The organism is Bradyrhizobium sp. WSM4872, from assembly GCF_055811715.1.
In genome coordinates this window covers 162,918-181,544 of sequence record NZ_JBVVPT010000011.1, presented here as the reverse complement: position 1 = coordinate 181,544, position 18,627 = coordinate 162,918, and the positions used below count along the sequence as shown (strand labels likewise).

Annotated in this window: 20 protein-coding genes; all 20 read left to right on the top strand. The window is 64.0% G+C overall.

Annotated features, from left to right (window positions below):
• The first annotated feature begins 321 nt into the window (after nucleotides 1–321).
• The 20 genes from AC0L3C_RS17830 (at nucleotide 322) to AC0L3C_RS17735 (ending at nucleotide 18,559) form a co-directional block, all read left to right on the top strand.
• Complete coding sequence (locus tag AC0L3C_RS17830; protein WP_473263666.1) at nucleotides 322–1,233, top strand: flagellin N-terminal helical domain-containing protein; 912 nt, start codon at nucleotides 322–324, stop codon at nucleotides 1,231–1,233.
• 299 nt (nucleotides 1,234–1,532) lie between these two features.
• Complete coding sequence (gene fliF, locus AC0L3C_RS17825) at nucleotides 1,533–3,164, top strand: flagellar basal-body MS-ring/collar protein FliF (protein WP_473408593.1); 1,632 nt, start codon at nucleotides 1,533–1,535, stop codon at nucleotides 3,162–3,164.
• Nucleotides 3,161–3,868 (top strand): hypothetical protein, encoded by a 708-nt coding sequence (locus tag AC0L3C_RS17820; RefSeq protein WP_473263664.1) that lies wholly within the window; start codon nucleotides 3,161–3,163, stop codon nucleotides 3,866–3,868. Before fliF ends, AC0L3C_RS17820 begins: the two co-directional genes overlap by 4 nt.
• 6 nt (nucleotides 3,869–3,874) lie before the next feature.
• Nucleotides 3,875–5,224, top strand: coding sequence for a MotB family protein (locus tag AC0L3C_RS17815; RefSeq protein ID WP_473283251.1), 1,350 nt, complete (start codon nucleotides 3,875–3,877; stop codon nucleotides 5,222–5,224).
• Nucleotides 5,221–6,402 (top strand): chemotaxis protein, encoded by a 1,182-nt coding sequence (locus AC0L3C_RS17810; protein WP_473408592.1) that lies wholly within the window; start codon nucleotides 5,221–5,223, stop codon nucleotides 6,400–6,402. The genes AC0L3C_RS17815 and AC0L3C_RS17810 overlap by 4 nt, the downstream gene beginning before the upstream one ends.
• Complete coding sequence (fliK, locus tag AC0L3C_RS17805) at nucleotides 6,399–7,763, top strand: flagellar hook-length control protein FliK (protein ID WP_473408591.1); 1,365 nt, start codon at nucleotides 6,399–6,401, stop codon at nucleotides 7,761–7,763. The genes AC0L3C_RS17810 and fliK overlap by 4 nt, the downstream gene beginning before the upstream one ends.
• Nucleotides 7,714–8,295 carry a transglycosylase SLT domain-containing protein gene (locus tag AC0L3C_RS17800; protein WP_473408590.1) on the top strand — a complete coding sequence of 194 codons (582 nt, stop codon included), beginning with the start codon at nucleotides 7,714–7,716 and terminating at the stop codon, nucleotides 8,293–8,295. The genes fliK and AC0L3C_RS17800 overlap by 50 nt, the downstream gene beginning before the upstream one ends.
• A 95-nt stretch (nucleotides 8,296–8,390) precedes the next feature.
• Nucleotides 8,391–9,644: a flagellar hook protein FlgE gene (locus tag AC0L3C_RS17795; protein ID WP_473263657.1), complete on the top strand. Its 1,254-nt coding sequence runs from the start codon at nucleotides 8,391–8,393 to the stop codon at nucleotides 9,642–9,644.
• Nucleotides 9,645–9,678: 34 nt separating this feature from the next.
• Nucleotides 9,679–11,157: a flagellar hook-associated protein FlgK gene (flgK, locus tag AC0L3C_RS17790; protein ID WP_473408589.1), complete on the top strand. Its 1,479-nt coding sequence runs from the start codon at nucleotides 9,679–9,681 to the stop codon at nucleotides 11,155–11,157.
• 3 nt (nucleotides 11,158–11,160) lie between these two features.
• A complete protein-coding gene (locus AC0L3C_RS17785) occupies nucleotides 11,161–12,207 on the top strand; it encodes a flagellar hook-associated family protein (RefSeq protein WP_473263655.1) in 1,047 nt (348 codons plus the stop codon).
• Nucleotides 12,208–12,274: 67 nt separating this feature from the next.
• Entirely contained in the window at nucleotides 12,275–12,619 is a 345-nt protein-coding gene (gene flaF / locus AC0L3C_RS17780; RefSeq protein ID WP_473263654.1) for a flagellar biosynthesis regulator FlaF, read from the top strand.
• Nucleotides 12,619–13,029 carry a flagellar biosynthesis repressor FlbT gene (flbT, locus tag AC0L3C_RS17775; RefSeq protein ID WP_007613934.1) on the top strand — a complete coding sequence of 137 codons (411 nt, stop codon included), beginning with the start codon at nucleotides 12,619–12,621 and terminating at the stop codon, nucleotides 13,027–13,029. The genes flaF and flbT overlap by 1 nt, the downstream gene beginning before the upstream one ends.
• A gap of 14 nt (nucleotides 13,030–13,043) precedes the next feature.
• Entirely contained in the window at nucleotides 13,044–13,457 is a 414-nt protein-coding gene (flgD, locus tag AC0L3C_RS17770) for a flagellar hook assembly protein FlgD (RefSeq protein WP_063995069.1), read from the top strand.
• Entirely contained in the window at nucleotides 13,454–13,720 is a 267-nt protein-coding gene (gene fliQ, locus AC0L3C_RS17765) for a flagellar biosynthesis protein FliQ (protein ID WP_018453982.1), read from the top strand. Before flgD ends, fliQ begins: the two co-directional genes overlap by 4 nt.
• Nucleotides 13,721–13,813: 93 nt before the next feature.
• Nucleotides 13,814–15,895 (top strand): flagellar biosynthesis protein FlhA, encoded by a 2,082-nt coding sequence (gene flhA / locus AC0L3C_RS17760; protein WP_007595850.1) that lies wholly within the window; start codon nucleotides 13,814–13,816, stop codon nucleotides 15,893–15,895.
• Entirely contained in the window at nucleotides 15,892–16,644 is a 753-nt protein-coding gene (gene fliR, locus AC0L3C_RS17755; protein WP_456768230.1) for a flagellar biosynthesis protein FliR, read from the top strand. The genes flhA and fliR overlap by 4 nt, the downstream gene beginning before the upstream one ends.
• Nucleotides 16,645–16,650: 6 nt before the next feature.
• Nucleotides 16,651–17,070, top strand: a complete 420-nt coding sequence (locus AC0L3C_RS17750; RefSeq protein WP_473408588.1) for a hypothetical protein — start codon at nucleotides 16,651–16,653, stop codon at nucleotides 17,068–17,070.
• Nucleotides 17,067–17,549, top strand: a complete 483-nt coding sequence (locus tag AC0L3C_RS17745) for a rod-binding protein (protein WP_473263652.1) — start codon at nucleotides 17,067–17,069, stop codon at nucleotides 17,547–17,549. The genes AC0L3C_RS17750 and AC0L3C_RS17745 overlap by 4 nt, the downstream gene beginning before the upstream one ends.
• Before the next feature lie 42 nt (nucleotides 17,550–17,591).
• Entirely contained in the window at nucleotides 17,592–18,104 is a 513-nt protein-coding gene (locus AC0L3C_RS17740; protein WP_473408600.1) for a flagellar biosynthesis protein FlgN, read from the top strand.
• Nucleotides 18,101–18,559 (top strand): hypothetical protein, encoded by a 459-nt coding sequence (locus AC0L3C_RS17735; protein ID WP_473263651.1) that lies wholly within the window; start codon nucleotides 18,101–18,103, stop codon nucleotides 18,557–18,559. Before AC0L3C_RS17740 ends, AC0L3C_RS17735 begins: the two co-directional genes overlap by 4 nt.
• The last annotated feature ends 68 nt before the right edge of the window (nucleotides 18,560–18,627 follow it).

Here is an 18,627-nt window from a genome sequence, read left to right as displayed (position 1 = left end):
CTCTCTATCCAAAAAACCCCCCGCACCACCTCGGGGCGGGGGTGCCCAACCCCCCGCACCCCCCGGGCAGGGGCGCGGGGTTTTTTGCCCCGGGCGCCCCTCTTGTTTTGGCGTGACGTCGCGCGCCGCAATTTCGGCCGCCTTGTTGCGGCAAAGACACAGAGCCACAAGCCTCGCACAAGCTTCACGGGCTATCGTCGCCGTTACGACAGGTTGGGCCTTGACGCTTTTGCGCAGCCCAAAGGCATGACGCCGCCCTGCCGTACCGGTGCAAGTCCGGTATGTCCCCAAATTTAATTCAATCTCCAAAGGGACATCAAAATGGGTTCTAGCCTCCTCACCAACTCGTCTGCAATGACCGCGCTGCAGACCCTTCGCAACGTCAGCTCGCAGCTCGCGACGACGCAGAACCGGATATCGACCGGCATGCGCGTCTCCACGGCCTCGGACAACGCTGCCTATTGGTCGATCGCGACGTCGATGCGCTCCGACAACGCCGCGCTCTCCGCGGTCTCCGACTCGCTCGGTCTGTCGGCTGCGACCGTCGACACCGAATATACCGCGCTGACCTCGGTCATCGGCGACAAGGACTCCGGCCTGACCAAGCTCCAGGCGCTGCTGGTCGAAGCCAAGACCGCCGGTATCGACCGCACCAAGATCCAGGCTGACATCACCCAGATCCAGCAGGACATGAAGCTCAAGGCCAACTCTGCGACCTTCAACGGCATCAACTGGCTGAGCACGACCGCCACCACGCCGACGACCTTCAACCTGGTGTCGTCGTACTCGCGTGTCGGCGGTACGCCCACCATCGGCTCCATCACCGTGACCACCGCCAACTACTCGCTCTACACCTCGGCGCAGGGCGGCATTCTGGACACGGCCGGTTCGACCTCTCCGTCGATCGACACGATGAGCATCTCCGCGCTGACCGACTCGGCAGTTGACCAGACCACGCTCGATGGTTACATCGCGCAGGTCACCACTGGCATCAACTCGGTGGCCTCGGCCGCCGCCAATCTCGGTGCCGTCAAGAACCGCCTCGCGACCAACACTGAGTTCGTCAAGACCCTGATGGACTCCGTGGACCGCGGTGTCGGCCAGCTCGTCGACGCCGACATGAACGCGGAATCGACCCGCCTTCAGGCGCTCCAGACCCAGCAGCAGCTCGGCGTTCAGGCGCTCTCGATCGCCAACCAGAACAGCCAGAGCATCCTGTCGCTGTTCCGCTAAGTCGCGGCTTCGAAAACGACCGTGCTCCCCAGGGGGCACGGTCTCCGCTATGAACGGCGGATCTGACGGCACACGACGTGCCCCCATCGATCTCCTGACGCCACATCCCAGGCAACATGCCGTCGCCGATCGCACCGCAACCGGCCGTCCGCCTGTTGCCGATGCGCGCGATTGCGTCACTCAGTCTCTTGTAAAATTGCAACGCCTCGCCGGCGAACCGACACATTCGTGGTCTCGCACAACCTTCAGACAAGGTTGGCAGCAGAGTGTCCTCTACGTTCGCATTGGTACGAGGTCACATGCTGCTCAGTCGTGCGCAGGTACAGCAACTGCTCAACAATCTGCTCGAGCTTGGGCCGCGACGCCTGATGGCCTTGGGATTGATCGGTTTCGCCGTTCTCGTCACCGTCGTGGGCGGCGCCTATTATCTGAGCCGGCCTGAATTCGAAACGCTCTATACCGGCCTTTCCCGCGAAGACGTGACGCGCATGGGTGCAGCGCTGCGCGAGCAAAACATCACCTTCGACGTCAACACTGCCGGCGACGCAGTCTCGGTGCGTCCGAGCCAGACCATGCAGGCGCGGATGCTGCTCGCCGAGAAGGGGCTGCCGACCAGCGCCAATTCCGGCTACGAGCTGTTCGACAAGATTGGCTCGCTCGGTTTGACCTCGTTCATGCAGGAGGTCACCAAGCTCCGGGCGCTGGAAGGCGAGATCGCGCGCACGGTGCAGTTGATGAAGGGCGTGAAGGCGGCGCGGGTGCATATCGTGATGCCGGTGCGCGGGTCGTTCCGCGCGACGCAGCAGCCGCCTTCGGCATCGGTCGTGCTGCGCACCGACGGCGCGATCGAAGCACGCACGGCGCAGTCGATCCGTCATCTCGTCGCGGCGGCCATTCCGGGCATGAGCCGCGACAAGGTCACGGTGCTGGACGCCGACGGTTCGATGCTGCTTGCCGAAGAGGACGAGGCCACTGCCGCTCCGACTAAAATGGCGAGCCTGCAGAAGACGGTCGGCGGAATGGTTCAGGAGAACATCCGCAAGGCGCTGACGCCGTATCTGGGCCTCGACAATTTCGAAGTGAGCGTTGCATCGCAGCTCTCCACCGACAAGCGGCAGATCAACGAAACCGTCTACGATCCCGAAAACCGCGCCGAGCGCTCGGTCCGGAACGTCCGCGAGAACGAGAAGTCACAGAACGCAGACCGTTCGCAGCCGACCACGGTGCAGCAGAATCTTCCCGACCAGCAGGTGAACGCCGGCGGCACCAAGAACTCCAGCGAGGACAAGACCCGCCGCGAGGACGTCACCAATTTCGAGGTCTCGTCCAAGACCACGACGACAGTGAGCGACGGCTATTCGGTGAAGAAGCTGTTCATTGCCGTGCTGGTGAACCGCGGGCGGCTCATTGCCGACCTGGGCGACAAGAGCAACCAGGCCATCCTCGACAGCAAGCTCGCCGAGATCAGCCAACTCGCGGCCACGGCCGGCGGGCTGGACAAGGCGCGCGGCGACCAGATCCAGGTGACGGCCGTCGATTTCATCGAAGGCTCGCGCGAACTGGCACCGGTGCCGCCAATCAGCTTCGTCGAGATGATCAACAAGCAGCTCGGCAGCGTCATCAACGCAGTCACGATCCTGGCCGTAGCTTCGATGCTGGTGTGGTTCGGACTTCGTCCTGCGGTCAACGGCATTCTGACCCACCGCGCGGCGCAGGAGCAGACCGAGGCGGCGGAAGCTGCCCAGCTCGAGTCGGCCGCCGGCGCCCTTGCATTGGCGGACAGCGAGGAGGCCGAGCTCAACCTGGTCGAAGACCTCGAAGGCAAGATGCAGCGAACGCCGCAGAAGCGCTTGGAGCAGATCGTCCGTCTCGATCAGATGCAGGCGGCAGCAATCCTTAAAGACTGGATGCGACGCGAGGAGGCGGCATGAACGCGGCAATCGGAAAGCTCCTGACGCAGTTCGACGCGAACGGGCGGGTCAAATCGCCTCCGCCTCCACCGCCGCCCAAAATCCAGGATGTGCTGACGAGGCCCAAGGAAGCCCGGCGCGAGCCTCAGCCGCAGCCTCAGACCCATTCGCAACCGCAGTCGCAGCCGCAGCTTCAGTCGCCGCCTCCGGCGCCGAAGGCGGAACCCCCGGCGGTCAATCTGCTGGACGACGCCTTTCGGCGCGGCCATGCGGCCGGCGTCGCGGAGGGCGAGTCCAGGATCGCCGAAGAAAGAGTTCGCAGTGCGATCCGGCTCGGCGAAGAGCGGGCCAAGTGGTCCGACCAGCAGGCGGTGGCGGTCGTCAGCGGCTTCGAGACGGCTTGCCGCGAAATCGAGACCAACATCGCGAGCTCCGTTGCGCGGATATTGCTGCCGTTCCTCGCCGATGCGGTCCGCGACAAGGCGATCGGGTCGCTGGTCGAGCAGATTGCGGCGCTGACCGGCAATTCGCCGGTGCCGGTATTCAAGGTCACCGGCCCGAGCGAACTGCTCGACCTGGTGAAGACGCAGCTCGGGACGGCGCGGCGAACGGGTTTCGAGTATGAGGCCGCCGATACTTTTGAGGTTCGCGTCGTGGCCGACCAGACGGTGATAGAGACGCAGATCTCGGCCTGGAGCGAGCGCCTGAAAGAGGCGCGCCGGTAGTCCGTCATGAATGAGGTCAAGTCAGAACTCGTCATCATCCGCCGGCGCAGCGCCTTCGACGACGAGAAGCCGCACGGCGGCGTCTGGAAGATCGCCTATGCGGACTTCATGACCGCGATGATGGCGTTCTTCCTGGTGATGTGGCTGATCAATGCGCTCAACCAGGATCAGAAGCAGGTGGTCGCGAGCTATTTCAATCCGATCAAGCTCGCGGAAAACGCACCTGCCCCGAAGGGTCTCAAGGATCTCTCCAAGAAAGAGCCGTCGTCGTTCGACGGCCAGGACGGCAGGCGCCAGCCGGGAGGACCGAGCGAGGAACGTCGCGGTGACTCTCCCACGGCCGAGAAGCCGCCCTTCTACGAGGAGAAGGTCCTGTTCCGTGATCCCTATACGACGCTTGCCGAGATCGCCAGCAGCGCGAACCAGGCCTCGGGGCAGCGGCGCGCCGGCGCTCTGACGTCCGCCGAGGAGGATGGCCTCAAGGGAGGCGACGCTTACCGCGACCCGTTCGATCCAGGCTATTGGAAGCTTGCGCCGCAGGCAGCCAAAGATGCCGATCGCATCATCGAGGCCGAGCCCAAGCCCAAGCCAGAGCTCGAGCCTAAGCCGAATTCACTCGCGCGTGACACTGCGTCCGGCACGGGCCAGGTCGAGCCGCAGGCACGCCGACCCAGGCAGGACGATGCCGGCGGAAGTGTCGCTCCGAACGCCGATGCGTCGTCCGCAAGCCTGTCGCCTCTGCTGCCGCCGGGGTCCGCGGCGTCGCAGGCCTCACGCGAAGGGAGCGCGCAGCCGGGCGCCCAGGCTGGTAATCAAGCCAATGCCGCCACCCAGCCGCGTCCCAACGACACGACGAAGGAATCCGAGCCGCGCGACGCGGCTCAGGCCCAGCAACTAGCGGTCAAGCAGCTTCAATCGGCGATCGCGGATGCGCTGTCGGACGTCAAGGCCGGCGCGGGACCGGTGGCCGAGGTGCGTCAGGTCGAGGAAGGCCTGCTGATCAGCCTGACCGACGATGCGAATTTCGGCATGTTCGCGGTCGGCTCGGCTGAGCCGCGGCCCGAGCTCATCCGTGTGATCGACAAGATCGGCCCGCTGCTGACAAAGCGTCCCGGCCTGATCATCGTCCGCGGCCACACCGACAACCGGCCGTACCGTTCGGAGACCTACGACAACTGGCGGCTGTCGACGGCCCGTGCGCAGATGGCCTATTACATGCTGGTCCGCTCCGGCGTCGATGGGCAGCGGATCGAGCATGTCGAGGGTTACGCCGACCGGCGGCCGAAACTTCAAAACGATCCCGCGGCCGCGCAGAATCGTCGGATCGAGATCATGGTCCGGGAGAAGCGTCCTTGACCAGGCCTCTTCTCCGCGCCGCGCTGCTGATGCTGCTGCCGTTCACGGCGGCAGGTGCATTCGCCGAACCGGCACCGGCGTCGGTCGAGCCATATGAGCTCGTTCGGGCGTTGCAGGCCGTGCAAGACGGCATCGCCAATGGCGATACCGCAGCACACGGTAGCCACGGCGCATTGATCCGGCAGATCGGCGAAAAATTTCTTGCCGCCGATCCGGGCGTGTGGAGCAACCCGCAGAACGGCCAGGCCGCTGTCATCTACCTGCTCAGCGGCGGCGCGCCGCAAATCATCCGCAAGCTGCCGCGCGACAAGCTGAACGTCGATGGACGGCTGTTCGATGGCGCGCTTGCCTATGTCGAGGGTCGTCAGGACGAAGCGCGCGAGCTGCTCAAGGACGTCAAGCCGCGGACGATTCCGTCGGGCCTGGGCGGGCAGGTCGCGCTGGTCCAGGGCGCGCTGTTCGCACGCGCCGAGGCATCGCTTGCAATCGAGCGCCTGGATGACGCGCGCCTGCTCTTGCCGGGCACATTGGTGGAGGAGGCAGCGCTGCGGCGCGAGATCCTGTTGGTCGGGCAAGCCGAGGATTTCGACAAGTTCGAGTTCCTGGCGCTGGCTTATATCAGGCACTACCACAACTCGGTCTATGCCGGGGACTTCTGGCAGCGTTTTTCCACGGGCCTGACGCAGTCGACCCTCGCGCTCGACGAGCGCCGGTTTGCGCGGATCACCACCCTGCTGGAGCAGATCGACCGCGCGAGCCGCCTCAAGCTCTATCTCGTGATTGCGCGGACCGCGATGGTGCGGGGAGGGCTGGCCGTGACCCGGCTTGCCGGCGAGCGTGCCCTGACTCTCAGCGCCGACGCCTCGGCGGAGCGCGAGCGGGCGCATTTGTTCCGCGGCGTGGCGCGGGCGCTCGCCGACGAATATGACGGCGGTCTCGCCGAGTTGAAGGCGCTCGACCGGTCGAAGCTGCCCGAGCGCGACATTCCCTTTCTGAATGCAACGGTGCAGCTCGCACTCGACGTTCGCAAGCCGTTCGCCGGCGGATCCGCCGCCGCAGCCGACAAGCCTCCGGTCACGCCGGCGCGTCTCGATCTGGCGTCGTCGACTGCAACGCTTGCGCGCGCGCAGAGGCAGCTCGGCGAGCTCGAACTTCTCACCAGGGATCGCCGCCCATGACGAAGCTCAGTGGAACCTCCGGACAGGTCTTTTCGAGTCTCGCCGAAAGCCTCAACATGCGGGGCACATCGCGCTCCGGCAAGAGCGCCGGGACGAAAGCGCAGGCGGACTCGTCCTTCAACGATCTGCTGCATACCGTCTCGAATCTTGCGAAGCGCGCGCTCAACGACGAGGGCAGCGACACGGCCGTGAAAGCCGGAACGCTGCGGACGCGCCCAGCGCATCAGAGCGGGAAGGACAACGCGAGCGACGAGACGGTGCACCAACGTATCGCGGCGGTCGAAGAGCCCAGATCCAGCGAAGAGACCACCGAAAAACCTTCCGACAAAAAGACCGACAAGTCGTCCGGGAAACATGGACCCCTCGATCATACCGAGCAGGCCGACGTCCAGAGCCGATCGAGCATCGCCGGGATCATCGGGCAGGAGATCGTCGCCGGGCCGCCGGTCGTGATGCCGCAGATGCAAGCCCCGGCCGGCGACAAGAAGGATGCGTCCGGGCGCGACGAGCGGTCTTCCACGACGAAGCGCGACGTTCAGGCCATTGGCACGGCGAAGGCGACGACAGCCGAGCCCCCCTCTCTCGTGGCTCCGACCGGCGCGCATTCGCAGGCCGCGGATTCGCACGCGGCGACCAGCGCCCGGGCGACATCGACGGACGGCAGTGAGCCATCGCCGAAAGCAACGGCGCCCGGCTTTGAGACCGTTGCGGCCAATGTCGAGCGTGCCGCCAAGGCTTCGGCGCGGGACCCATTGCCCGAGACGACTAAGGTCACCGTGGTCCAGCAAGAAACCCATCTGCCGCCGGCGCAATTCAATGCGCCGCAACAAGTTGCCAACGCCGTCGTCGTCGAGCTGAAGGAATCTCCGGCACCGGCGGCGTCCGCGGCCCCGGATCTTGCAGCGTCCCAAGTCAATGCGCCGGATCAGCCGCTCAAGATCCTGACCATCAATCTCGAGCCGCCCGCGCTCGGCAATGTCACCGTGCGCCTTCGTCTCGTCGGCAACGAGGTGTCCGTCCACCTCGCCGCCGAGCGCAAGGACACGAGCCAGATGCTGGATCAGCAGCGCGATTCGATCCGCGATCTGATGCAGTCGGCGGGCTACGTCGCCGACGTCGCGCCCGTCCAGCACGGCTCGCTGGATGGATTCCAGAGCGGCTCCGGCCAGTCGCAGCCGCAGCTCTCGGGCCAGCAACAGCCATCGCCGCAGTCGCAAGGCACATTCGACGGTACGAGCAATTCGTCGGGACAAGCGGACGGCGGCGCGAAGCAGGCCCGACAGGAGCGCCGGTCCAACGAGGAGACGCGTCATGACCAGGACGTGGCGCCGCAGCTTCGTCGCGGCCCTGTTTATCTGTAACGCCGGCGTCGCGACCGCTGCGACCGACAATTCGCGCCCGTGCGAGCGCGAGATGGCGCGTGCGTCCCGGCAGCACGGAATTCCGCTCGGCATTCTCTACGCGGTCGGCCTGACCGAGACGGGGCGGCGCGGCGCACTTCATCCTTACGCGCTCGGCGCCGAAGGACAGACCGTGTTCGCCAAGGACATGAACGACGCGATCGCCAACTTCGAGGCCATGCGAGCCAAGGGGATCAAGCTGATCGACCTCGGCTGCATGCAGATCAATCATTACTATCACGGCGACAAGTTCGTCTCGGTCCGGGCGATGTTCGATCCCGCAGGGAATGTCGACTACGCCGCGCGCTTCCTGAAGGAGCTGAAGCAGCGCGAGGGCAGTTGGACCATGGCAGTCGCCCGCTACAATGCAGGCCCCAACAACCAGCCGGCACAGAAGCGCTACGTCTGCCACATCGTTGCGCATCTCGTCTCCAGCGGCTTCGGCGCGTGGACCGACAAGGCGCGCTCGTTCTGTCAGCCCAAGACGACCTAAGGAGCCGACATCAAGTTGTGTATCGCTCCCAATCATCAGCCCCGCGCAAGCAACAGCCTCCATTGTAACTGCAACCTACCAAAGGAGCCCAATTCATGAGCCTGTATGGTGTTATGCGCACCGGCGTTTCCGGGATGAGCGCACAGTCCAACAAGCTGTCGACGGTTTCGGACAACATCGCGAACGTCAACACCACCGGCTACAAGCGGGCTTCGACCGAGTTTTCGTCGCTGATCCTGAAGAGCGGCTCGGGCAATTACGATTCCGGCGCGGTCGAGACCACGGTGCGCTACGCGATCAGCGATGCCGGCAATTACCAGTTTACGACCTCGGCGACGGATCTCGCGGTCCAGGGCAACGGCTTCTTCGTCGTGCAGGATCCGAACGGCAACAACTTCCTGACGCGCGCCGGTGCGTTCGTGCCAGACAACACGGGCAACCTCGTCAACGCCGCCGGCTTCCAGCTGATGGGCTACAACATCCAGAACGGCGCCGTGCCCAACACTTCCGCCAACGGTTTCGGCAACCTGCAGGTCATCAACGTCAATCAGATGGCGCTGCAGGCGTCACCCTCGACCAAGGCCACCGTGGCCGCCAACCTGGATCCGAGTGCGGCAATCGTTGCTGCACCGGCCGCTGCGGCGGGCCCGGGTAACTACACGTCGAAGACGTCGATGGTGACCTACGACAACATCGGCAACGCCGTGACGCTCGACGTCTATGCGGCCAAGACCGGCGCGAATACGTGGGACGTCGAGGTCTACGATCCCGCGGGCAACGTGCTTACAGTGCACGGCGCTGCCACGACGTTCAAGTTCGACGTAAGCTCTACCGGAAAAGGCAAGCTCGATCTGGTCGGCCCGCCGCCGAGCGCGACATCGCTTACGGTGGCGATCCCCGGTGGTTCGGCCGCCTTCAACATCGACCTTTCGGCCATGACCCAGGTCGCCTCCAGTTTCGACTTCAAGGCGACCGTCGACGGCAATGCGCCCTCCGCTGTCGAGAAGGTCAACATCGACGACAAGGGTGTGGTCACAGCCGTCCTGAAGAACGGCACCACGCTGCCGAGCTTCCAGATCGCGCTCGCCACCGTTCCGAGCCCCGACCGTCTGACGCCCGAAGTCGGCAACGTCTACTCGCCGAACCTGGATTCTGGAAACGTGCAGGTCGATGTGTCTGGCAAGAGCGGGCTCGGCACCATCCAGTCGGGTGCTCTGGAAGATTCCAACGTCGATCTCGCGGACGAGTTGACCTCGATGATTGAGGCGCAGCGCGGCTTCACCGCGAACTCGAAATCGTTCCAGACCGGCGCCGATCTGCTGGACGTGGTCGTTAACCTGAAGCGCTGATTTCTTCAGCGCCCGTCCCCGGCAAGAGCAGATCATGAACCTTACCGCCGCTCTCGAATCCGCCCGCTCCTCGTTGATGGCGTCGGGCATCCAGTCGTCGGTCATCTCGCGCAACATCGCCGGTGCCAGCTCCACCGGCTATTCGCGCAAGATTGCCGTCCTGGACAATCTCCCGGGAACCGGCGTCTACGTGGCGGCGATCCAGCGCGCCGCCAGCTCGGGTCTTTACACCAACGTGCTGACCGCAACCTCGACGTCGGCCAAGCAGAGCGCGATCCTTGACGGTCTCCAGAAGATCGCATCCGCCACGGTGGACGATCCGGAACTCGACCAGTCGCCGACGGCGCAACTCAACGCGCTGAAGAAGGCGCTCCAGCAATATGCCAACGCGCCGGACAACACCACGCTGGCGCAGGCGGCGGTGACGTCCGCCAAGGACATGGCGACCGCGCTCAATCAGGCGACCCAGACCGTGCAGTCGGTCCGTGAGGGCGCGGATGCCGACATGAATACGTCGGTTCAAAACATCAATCGGCTGCTCTCCCAATTCCAGACCGTGAACACCGCGATCGTGAAGGGGACGATCTCCGGCGACGACATCACCGACTACCTCGACCAGCGCGACAGCATCGTCTCGCAGCTGTCGCAGGAGGTCGGGGTGTCGATGTCGCTCCGTCCCAACGGCGATGCGGCGCTCTATACGGATAGCGGCGTCGTGCTGTTCGACAAGACGGCGCGAACGGTGAGCTTTGCGCCGACGAACGCCTATACGGCCGGCACCACCGGCAATGCCGTCTATATCGACGGCGTTCCGGTGACCGGCGCCAATTCAGCGATGTCGCTCAAGTCCGGCAAGCTTGCTGGCCTGGCGCAGCTGCGCGACAATGATACGGTTACTTACCAGAGCCAGCTCGACGAAATCGCGCGCGGCCTGGTCGATGCCTTCAAGGAAAGTGACCAGTCGCCTGTTCCGACACTGCCCGACGTCCCCGGTCTCTTCACCTATCCCGGCGCACCGGCGATGCCGGCGAGCGCCACCGTCCTGGTGGGCCTCGCTGGTACGATTTCCGTCGCCGCATCGGTCGATCCCGCCCAAGGCGGCAATCCTAATCTGCTGCGCGATGGCGCGATCAGCGGCAACGTCGCATACCAATACAATGCCGCCGGCAACGGCGGTTATTCGGCCCGGCTGCAGCAGCTCATCGGCGCCATGGATGCGTCGCAACCGTTCGATGCGACCACGCAAGGCAAGCCGAACGGCAGCTTGATCGACTTCGCGTCGTCGTCGACGAGCTGGATCGAAAACCAGCGCAAGACCGCCGACTCCAACGTTACCTATCAAAAAACGCTGCTCGACCGCAGCACGGCGGCGCTGTCGAACGTCAGCGGCGTCAACATGGACGACGAGATGTCGTTGATGCTTCAGGTCGAACGCACCTATTCGGCCTCGTCGAAGATCATCTCGACCGTCGACGAAATGTTGCAGAGCCTGCTGGCCGCCGTGGGAAATTAAGTCATGATGAGCGCAAACTACATCTCGACCTTGATGCTGTCTTCGTCCTTGAGGTCCTCGATTACCAACAATCAGGCCGCGCTGGCCAAGGCCTCGAAGGAAGCCACCACTGGCCGTTTCGCCGATGTCGGCCTCGAGCTTGGTGCCACGACGGGAGGCGACGTCACCCTGCGGGCGGATTTGAGCTTCGCCGATCAGCTCGTCGATACCAACGGGCTGGTCTCGGGACGCCTGGACATCACGCAGAGCCGCATCACCCAGCTTGGTTCGACCGCAACGGACTTCCTCAAGGACCTGATCGCGGCGCGCAGCACCGACGGCGGCGGGCGGATCATCCTGCCGCCTGCGTCCTCAAACCTCCAGGATCTGATTGGCGCGCTGAACGTCTCCTATAACGGCTCGTCTCTCTTCTCGGGCATCAACACGCAGAACACGCCGATCACGGCCTACACCGCGGGCTCAGCCAGCAAGAACCAGGTCGACGCCGACTTTCTTGCGACCTTCGGCTTCTCGCAATCATCGCCCAGCGTGAACACCATCACCCCGGCCCAGATGCAGACCTTCCTCGACACCACCTTCGATGCGGAGTTCGCGAGCCCGGCCTGGAACACCAATTGGTCATCGGCTACCGACCAGGTCATGCAAAGCCGGATCTCCACGACCGAGATCGCCGATACCTCCGTCAGCGCCAATCAGACAGGCTTCCGCAAGCTCGCCGAGGCCTACACCATGATGGCAGATCTCGGGAACGCGAACCTGGACCAAGCGACGTTCCAGGTCGTCGTAGACAAGGCCATCGGCCTTGTCGGAAACGCCATCACTGACCTTGCTACCCTCGGCGGCGACATCGGCACGGTCCAGCAGCGGATCACCTCCGCAACCGACAAGCTCAAGACGCAGCAGGATATTCTGAACAATCAGATCGTCGGTATAGAGAAGGTCGATCCGACGGAAGCATCGGTCAGGGTCAACACCTTGCAGACGCAGATCCAGACGGCACTTGCGCTCACCTCGCAGCTCCAGAAGATCAGCCTCATCAACTATCTCTAAGTCCAGCTCCTTCGTAAGGCGCGTAACCCTTGTCTTGTTGTTCGGTCTCCTGCGCAGAGTTGTCCTGATGACGTTTGAAGCTTATGAAGCGGTCGTCGACGAGAGCGGCTATGAAGCGCGGGGCCGTGAGCGGCAGGCGCTCAGCCTCGGCATCGACCGGCTCGAGCGGATCCAGGAGGACCGCTTCAGCCTCGAGGATCTGGTCGAGAGCCTGCTCTATGTGCGGCGGCTGTGGACGATCTTCATCGAGGATCTCGCGCACCCGGAAAACGGGCTTCCGGAGAAGCTGCGCGCCGACATCATCTCGATCGGGCTGTGGGTGGTCAAGGAAGCCGACCGCCTTCGCGAAGAAAAGTCGAATGACGTGATCCAGCTCATCGAAATCAATCGCCTGATCCGAGACGCACTTTGATGAAGATATCCTTGCGTGCGGGCGAACGGGTCTACATCAACGGCGCGGTGCTGCGCGTGGACCGCAAGGTCTCCGTCGAGCTCGTCAATGACGTGATGTTCCTGCTCGAAGGGCAGATCATGCAGGCCTCGGACGCCACCACGGCGCTACGGCAGCTCTATTTCATCGTCCAGCTCATGCTGATGAATCCGACCGATGTCCGGGATGCTTCGGCTCTCTATGGGCAGCATCACGCAGCTCTGCTCGCGGTGTGCGAGAGCCAGGAGATGCTGGTTGGGCTTGGCGCGGTCGACGACCTGGTCGGGGCGACCCGTTATTTCGAGGCGCTCAAGCGGATCCGGGCATTGTTTCCGGTGGAGCAGGCCATCCTGGCCGGCGCCAAGATCGATTCCCCATTCGAGGCTGCCTGACAGCGGAGAGCGACATGAACGTCACCAGCGCGACCGATAGCACCAGCAAGTCGACCAGCACGACGACGACGACCTCGAGCACCGGCGTCGATTACAACACATTTCTTCAGCTCCTCATCGCGGAGATGAAGAATCAGGATCCGACCAATCCGATGGATACCTCGCAATATATGAGCCAGTTTGCGCAGCTCTCGTCGGTCGAGCAGGCAATGCAGACCAATAACAAGCTCGACGCTCTGCTGTCTTCGCAATCGCTGTCGCAGGCCAATGGGCTGATTGGAAAGACCGTCAGCTTCACGGACTCGACCGGAGCGAGCTTCAGCGGCAAGGTCGCTTCGGTTTCCATCAACAGCGACGGCTCCATCGCAACACTCGAGAACGGCACGAAGGTCGCGATCGGCCCCGGTCTCACGATCAGCCAGTCATGAACGAACGGGATGCTCTCGACATCGTCCAGGCGGCGATCTGGACCATCATCGTCGCCTCCGGGCCTGCCGTCGGTGCCGCGATGCTGGTCGGCACCATCATCGCGCTGATCCAGGCGCTGACCCAGATCCAGGAGGTGACGCTGACCTTCGTTCCGAAGATCATCGTCATTCTCGTGGTCGTCGCCGTCTCTGGCTCCTTCATCGGAGCCCATCTCTCCACCTTCACCGAGATGGTCTATTCGCACATCGAGCGCGGCTTCTGATCCGGGCGGTCCCGGCCGCCTCTGCCCCCCTGCCACCACCCCCGCGTAAGCTTTGCACGGCAGATTACGGGCCGGATCCTCTGCCGGTGACCCATGTCCGATACGTTAGCTGCTAGCCTGCCGACCCCGCGACGATTGGGCGCCGACGCCTTTTTCGCCGGCGGCATCGTGGCCATGCTCACGATCCTGTTCCTGCCCATACCGCCGATCCTGATCGATCTCGGCCTCGCATTCTCGATCGCGCTCTCGGCGTTGATCCTGATGGTCGCGCTCTGGATCCAGCGCCCGCTCGATTTCTCGGCCTTTCCGACCGTGCTCCTGATCGCGACGATCCTGCGGCTTGCGCTCAACGTCGCAACGACCCGCCTGATCCTGTCGCGCGGCGGGGAGGGGGAAAACGCCGCGGGCCATGTCGTCGCCGGCTTCTCGAAGTTCGTCATGGGCGGTGACTTCGTCATCGGCCTGATCATCTTCGCGATTCTGGTCACGGTGAATTTCGTCGTGATCACCAAGGGCGCAACGCGTATCGCCGAAGTCGGCGCCCGTTTCACTCTGGATGCCATCCCCGGCAAGCAGATGGCGATCGACGCGGATCTGTCCGCGGGCCTGATCGACGACAAGGAAGCCCAGCGCCGGCGGCGCGAGCTGGAAGAGGAGAGCGCGTTCTTCGGCGCCATGGACGGCGCCTCGAAATTCGTTCGTGGCGACGCTGTCGCCGGCCTGATCATCACCGCGATCAACATTTTCGGCGGTATCATCATCGGCGTGACGCATCACGGATTGACGCTGGCACGCGCCGCCGACGTCTACACCAAGCTCTCCGTGGGCGACGGTCTGGTAACGCAGATGCCGGCGCTGATCGTGTCGCTGTCGGCGGGCTTGCTCGTCTCGAAGGGCGGCACCCGGGGGTCGGCTGAGCAGGCGGTGTTGCGGCAGCTCGGCGGCTATCCGCGCGCGGTGTCGGCCGCCGCGCTGATGATGTTCGTGCTCGCCCTGATGCCGGGGCTGCCGACGGCGCCCTTCCTGCTGCTCGGCGGCGTCATGGCCTTCGTCGGGTATTCGCTGCCGAGGCGGCAGGCAGCCCTGAAGCAGAAGGAAGATGCGCGCAAGGCCGACGAACGTGCCCAGGTCGATGCCAAGGAATCCGTCAAGGAATCGCTCAAGACCGCGGAGATCGAGCTAGCGCTCGGCGGGCACCTCTCGGTCCATCTGCTGGGCTCGCGCAACGAACTGGCGCACCGCGTGGCCAAGATCCGCAAGAAGTTCGCCAAGCAGTACGGCTTCGTGGTTCCCGAGATCAAGCTCACCGACAATCTGTCGATCGATCCCAAGGGATACCAGATCCGGATCCACGACACCCGTGTCGCCCAGGGCGAGCTCCGGCTCGGCGAAGTGCTGGTGCTGGTCGACAAGGACGGCAAGCCCGACGTGCCCGGCGAAGAGGTGATCGAGCCGGCTTTCGGCATGAAGGCGCTGTGGGTGACGGACGCGTTCACCGACGAGGTCAAGCGTCAGGGCTGCAAGCCGGTCGACAATCTGTCGGTGCTGCTCACGCATCTGAGCGAAGTGATCAGGGCCAACCTCGCCCAGCTCCTGTCCTACAAGGACATGCGCGGCCTGCTCGACAGGCTCGATCCCGAATACAAGCGCCTGGTCGAGGATCTCTGCCCGTCGCAGATATCGTATTCGGGGCTGCTGGCGATCCTGAAGATCCTGCTGGCCGAGCGCGTGTCGATCCGCAACCTGCATCTGATCCTCGAAGCCATCGCCGAGATCGCGCCCCATGTTCGCCGCTCCGAGCAGGTGGCAGAACATGTGCGTACACGTCTTGCCCAGCAGATTTGCGGCGATCTCTCCGACAACGGCGTGCTCAACGTCGTCCGTCTCGGCAACCGTTGGGATCTCGCGTTCCACCAGAGCCTGAAGCGCGACGCTAAGGGCGACGTCGTCGAATTCGACGCCGATCCGCGCCTGATTGAGCAGTTTGCGACCGAAGCCAGCGCCGCGATCCGCAAGTTCACCGAGAACGGCACCAGCGTGGTGCTGGCGGTGACCCCGGAAGCGCGTCCCTACGTCCGGATGATCCTGGAGCGGGTCTTCCCGACACTGCCGATCCTGTCGCATGTCGAAGTCGCGCGCAGCACCGAGATCAGGGCCCTCGGAGCCATATCGTGATCAGCGGCCTCACCGACAGCGTGCTGGTGACGTTCATCGTGTTCTGCCGCATCGGTGCCTGCCTGATGCTGGTGCCCGGCTATTCCAGCGTCAACGTTCCGGCCCAGGTCCGCTTGTTCGTCGCGCTCGTCACGACATTCGCGCTGACGCCGATCCTGATTGCTGTCCTGAAACCTCTCACGGAGAACGCGGCGCCGCTGACCCTCGTGCTGCTGATCTGTTCCGAGCTCGTGGTCGGCAGCGTCATCGGCCTCGGCGGTCGCGTGTTCTTTCTCGCACTCCAGACCATGGCCACTGTAATGGCGAGTGCGATCGGGCTGAGCAACATCCCGGGGACGCCGGTCGGCGACACCGATCCGGCGCCGGCCCTGGTGCCGTTGATCATGACGTCCGTCACCACGCTGTTCTTCATGACCGACCAGCACTGGCAGGTCCTGCGCGGGCTGATGAACTCCTACGACGTCTGGCATCCGGGCGACCGGCTCGGCGGCAGCATGCCGCTCGACCAGCTCGTCGGCCGGCTGTCGGAGGCATTCGTGCTGACGCTGCGGATCGCCAGCCCTTTCATCGTCTATTCGGTCGTCGTCAACCTGGCGGTCGGCCTGATCAACAAGCTGACGCCGGCGATTCCGGTCTATTTCATCTCCGTGCCCTTCGTGCTGTTCGGCGGCTTCCTGCTGCTCTACCTCACCAGCGACGAGCTCCTGACGCAATTCATGCTCGGCGTCTCCTCGTGGCTGGCGGAGTGATCGGTCATGACGTCGCGCGCGGACAAGCTCGGCCGCATGGTCTCGCTCTTGAAGCTCCAGCTTCGGCTGTCCGAGTGGCAGCTCGCGCAGCTGCGGCAGCAGGAGCGCAGCTTGCAGGACGAGCAGGAATGGTTGGTCGGGACTCTCAACGAGGGGAAGCCGCCGGCGGGATCATCGAGCGAATCGATCGCGCGGCGTCTGACCAGAACCAGCGTCGGCGCTCGCACCATTCAGGCCCAGGCCTCGCAGCAGCTCGACCAGGTTCGCGCGGAGAGCCGCCGTGTGGAGCAGTTCGAGCAGGTCGCGAAGGCGGCGCTCGCGGACAAGCTTCGCGACGCCGAGAAGCGATCGCTCGAGGAGATGACGGGAACAAGCCTCACCGTGCGCGAGTGGACGCCACGGCCAGCCAACCGGACCAAGACATGATCGTGACAGCGACACCCGACCTCGTCCTCGACGTCCTCGACGCCGCCGATCCCGCGACACAGCGCGCGGCCACCGCGAAGCTCGACGCGTTGAAATCATCGGATACGGATTTCGCCGCCACGATGGACGCGGAGGTCGGCAAGGCCAAGGCTGCGGCCGCCGCCGAACAATCCGCGGCGAAGGCTTCGGAACCGCAGTCGGGTGCGGTGAACGGCGCGCCGGTGCAGGTGATCAAGGCGCCGGCATCCGGCGAGGTGTACCGCAAGTTCGAAGCCTTCATCCTCCAGACCTTCGTCGAGACGATGCTGCCCAAGGAGTCGGAGGAGGTCTTTGGAAAAGGCACGGCCGGCGGCGTCTGGAAGTCGATGCTGGCGGAGCAACTTGGTGCTCAGCTGGCAAAGGGCAAGGGCATCGGCATTGCCAAGCAGCTCGCTGCCGCGCATCCGGCGGGGCCGGACACTATGGGCAAGGCCGGATGACGTTCCGGGAATGGATCACAGAAGTTGAAGGGTGAATTTCATATGCAGGCACAAGAAGGCGCGGCGGCCATGGTGATGGAACAGCCGGCCGTGGACACCGGGGCGATGACGACGGCCGCCGCGTCGAGGGATGCCCTGTTGCCCGTGCTGTTGCCGAATGTCGGCGGCGAGGTGGCGAACGACGGCGGGGACGCGGCGAGATCGGACGAGGTACGCGGCCTCCTGGCTGCGATCCGCCGGCTCGAAAACATCGTGGAAGAGGAGACGGCCGCGCTCGCGACGGGCAAGAAGGTCGACTTCGACGAGTTCAGCGCCCGGAAGAGCCGTAGCATGCTGGAATTCGTCCGCCTGATGCGGGCGCGAATGCACCTGGGCGGCGAGGTCGAAATCACCGAGGAGGTTCAGCGGCTGCGCGAGAAGCTCGAGCGCAACCGTTCCATCTTGGAAATGCATTACGATGCCGTGCGCGAGGTCGCGACCATCATCGTCAAGGCCATCAAGGATGCCGAGTCGGATGGCACCTATACCGGTCGCGCCGCACAGGATGGAAAATGATCAGACTCGTGCTGGCCGGGCTCTGGGTATGCATCCTCACCGCGGGAACGAGCTATGCCGTGGCCTATTGGAAGGAAAATGGCAGCCTGCTGCCGGCAAAGGACGAATACCTTGACGGGCTGCAGTACCAGAAGACGCGGGCGCTGAGCGTGCCGATGGTCGAGAGTGGCAACGTGCAGGGCTACATCGTCGCCCGCTTCGTCTATACGGTGGAGGCGCGGACCATGCACCAGCTCAGCGTTCCGCCCGAGCCGTTCGTCGTCGATGAAGCCTTCCGCAGGATCTATGCCGACGACCGCCTCGATTTCAGAAAACTCGCCCGTTACGACCTCTCCATCCTCACGACGGCCATCAAGCAGCGTGTCAACGAACGAATGCAGGCCGAAGTCGTCCAGGACGTCCTTGTCGAGGACTTCAATTACGTGTCGAAGGAAGAATTCCAGCAGAAGCCCTAGGGTATTACCGGTTCTGAGTGAATCAGAAGCGAGCCTCTAGAATCGCACTTAGACGCGAGCCGCAGCGC

Coding starts and splice junctions, on each gene's coding strand:
- flaF (WP_473263654.1), top strand. CDS start 12,275: ATGACGTTTGAAGCTTATGAAGCGGTCGTCGACGAGAGCGGCTATGAA.
- fliK (WP_473408591.1), top strand. CDS start 6,399: ATGACGAAGCTCAGTGGAACCTCCGGACAGGTCTTTTCGAGTCTCGCC.
- flgK (WP_473408589.1), top strand. CDS start 9,679: ATGAACCTTACCGCCGCTCTCGAATCCGCCCGCTCCTCGTTGATGGCG.
- fliQ (WP_018453982.1), top strand. CDS start 13,454: ATGAACGAACGGGATGCTCTCGACATCGTCCAGGCGGCGATCTGGACC.
- AC0L3C_RS17745 (WP_473263652.1), top strand. CDS start 17,067: ATGATCGTGACAGCGACACCCGACCTCGTCCTCGACGTCCTCGACGCC.
- AC0L3C_RS17830 (WP_473263666.1), top strand. CDS start 322: ATGGGTTCTAGCCTCCTCACCAACTCGTCTGCAATGACCGCGCTGCAG.
- AC0L3C_RS17815 (WP_473283251.1), top strand. CDS start 3,875: ATGAATGAGGTCAAGTCAGAACTCGTCATCATCCGCCGGCGCAGCGCC.
- AC0L3C_RS17735 (WP_473263651.1), top strand. CDS start 18,101: ATGATCAGACTCGTGCTGGCCGGGCTCTGGGTATGCATCCTCACCGCG.
- flhA (WP_007595850.1), top strand. CDS start 13,814: ATGTCCGATACGTTAGCTGCTAGCCTGCCGACCCCGCGACGATTGGGC.
- AC0L3C_RS17750 (WP_473408588.1), top strand. CDS start 16,651: ATGACGTCGCGCGCGGACAAGCTCGGCCGCATGGTCTCGCTCTTGAAG.
- flbT (WP_007613934.1), top strand. CDS start 12,619: ATGAAGATATCCTTGCGTGCGGGCGAACGGGTCTACATCAACGGCGCG.
- flgD (WP_063995069.1), top strand. CDS start 13,044: ATGAACGTCACCAGCGCGACCGATAGCACCAGCAAGTCGACCAGCACG.
- AC0L3C_RS17785 (WP_473263655.1), top strand. CDS start 11,161: ATGATGAGCGCAAACTACATCTCGACCTTGATGCTGTCTTCGTCCTTG.
- AC0L3C_RS17795 (WP_473263657.1), top strand. CDS start 8,391: ATGAGCCTGTATGGTGTTATGCGCACCGGCGTTTCCGGGATGAGCGCA.
- AC0L3C_RS17820 (WP_473263664.1), top strand. CDS start 3,161: ATGAACGCGGCAATCGGAAAGCTCCTGACGCAGTTCGACGCGAACGGG.
- AC0L3C_RS17740 (WP_473408600.1), top strand. CDS start 17,592: ATGCAGGCACAAGAAGGCGCGGCGGCCATGGTGATGGAACAGCCGGCC.
- AC0L3C_RS17800 (WP_473408590.1), top strand. CDS start 7,714: ATGACCAGGACGTGGCGCCGCAGCTTCGTCGCGGCCCTGTTTATCTGT.
- fliF (WP_473408593.1), top strand. CDS start 1,533: ATGCTGCTCAGTCGTGCGCAGGTACAGCAACTGCTCAACAATCTGCTC.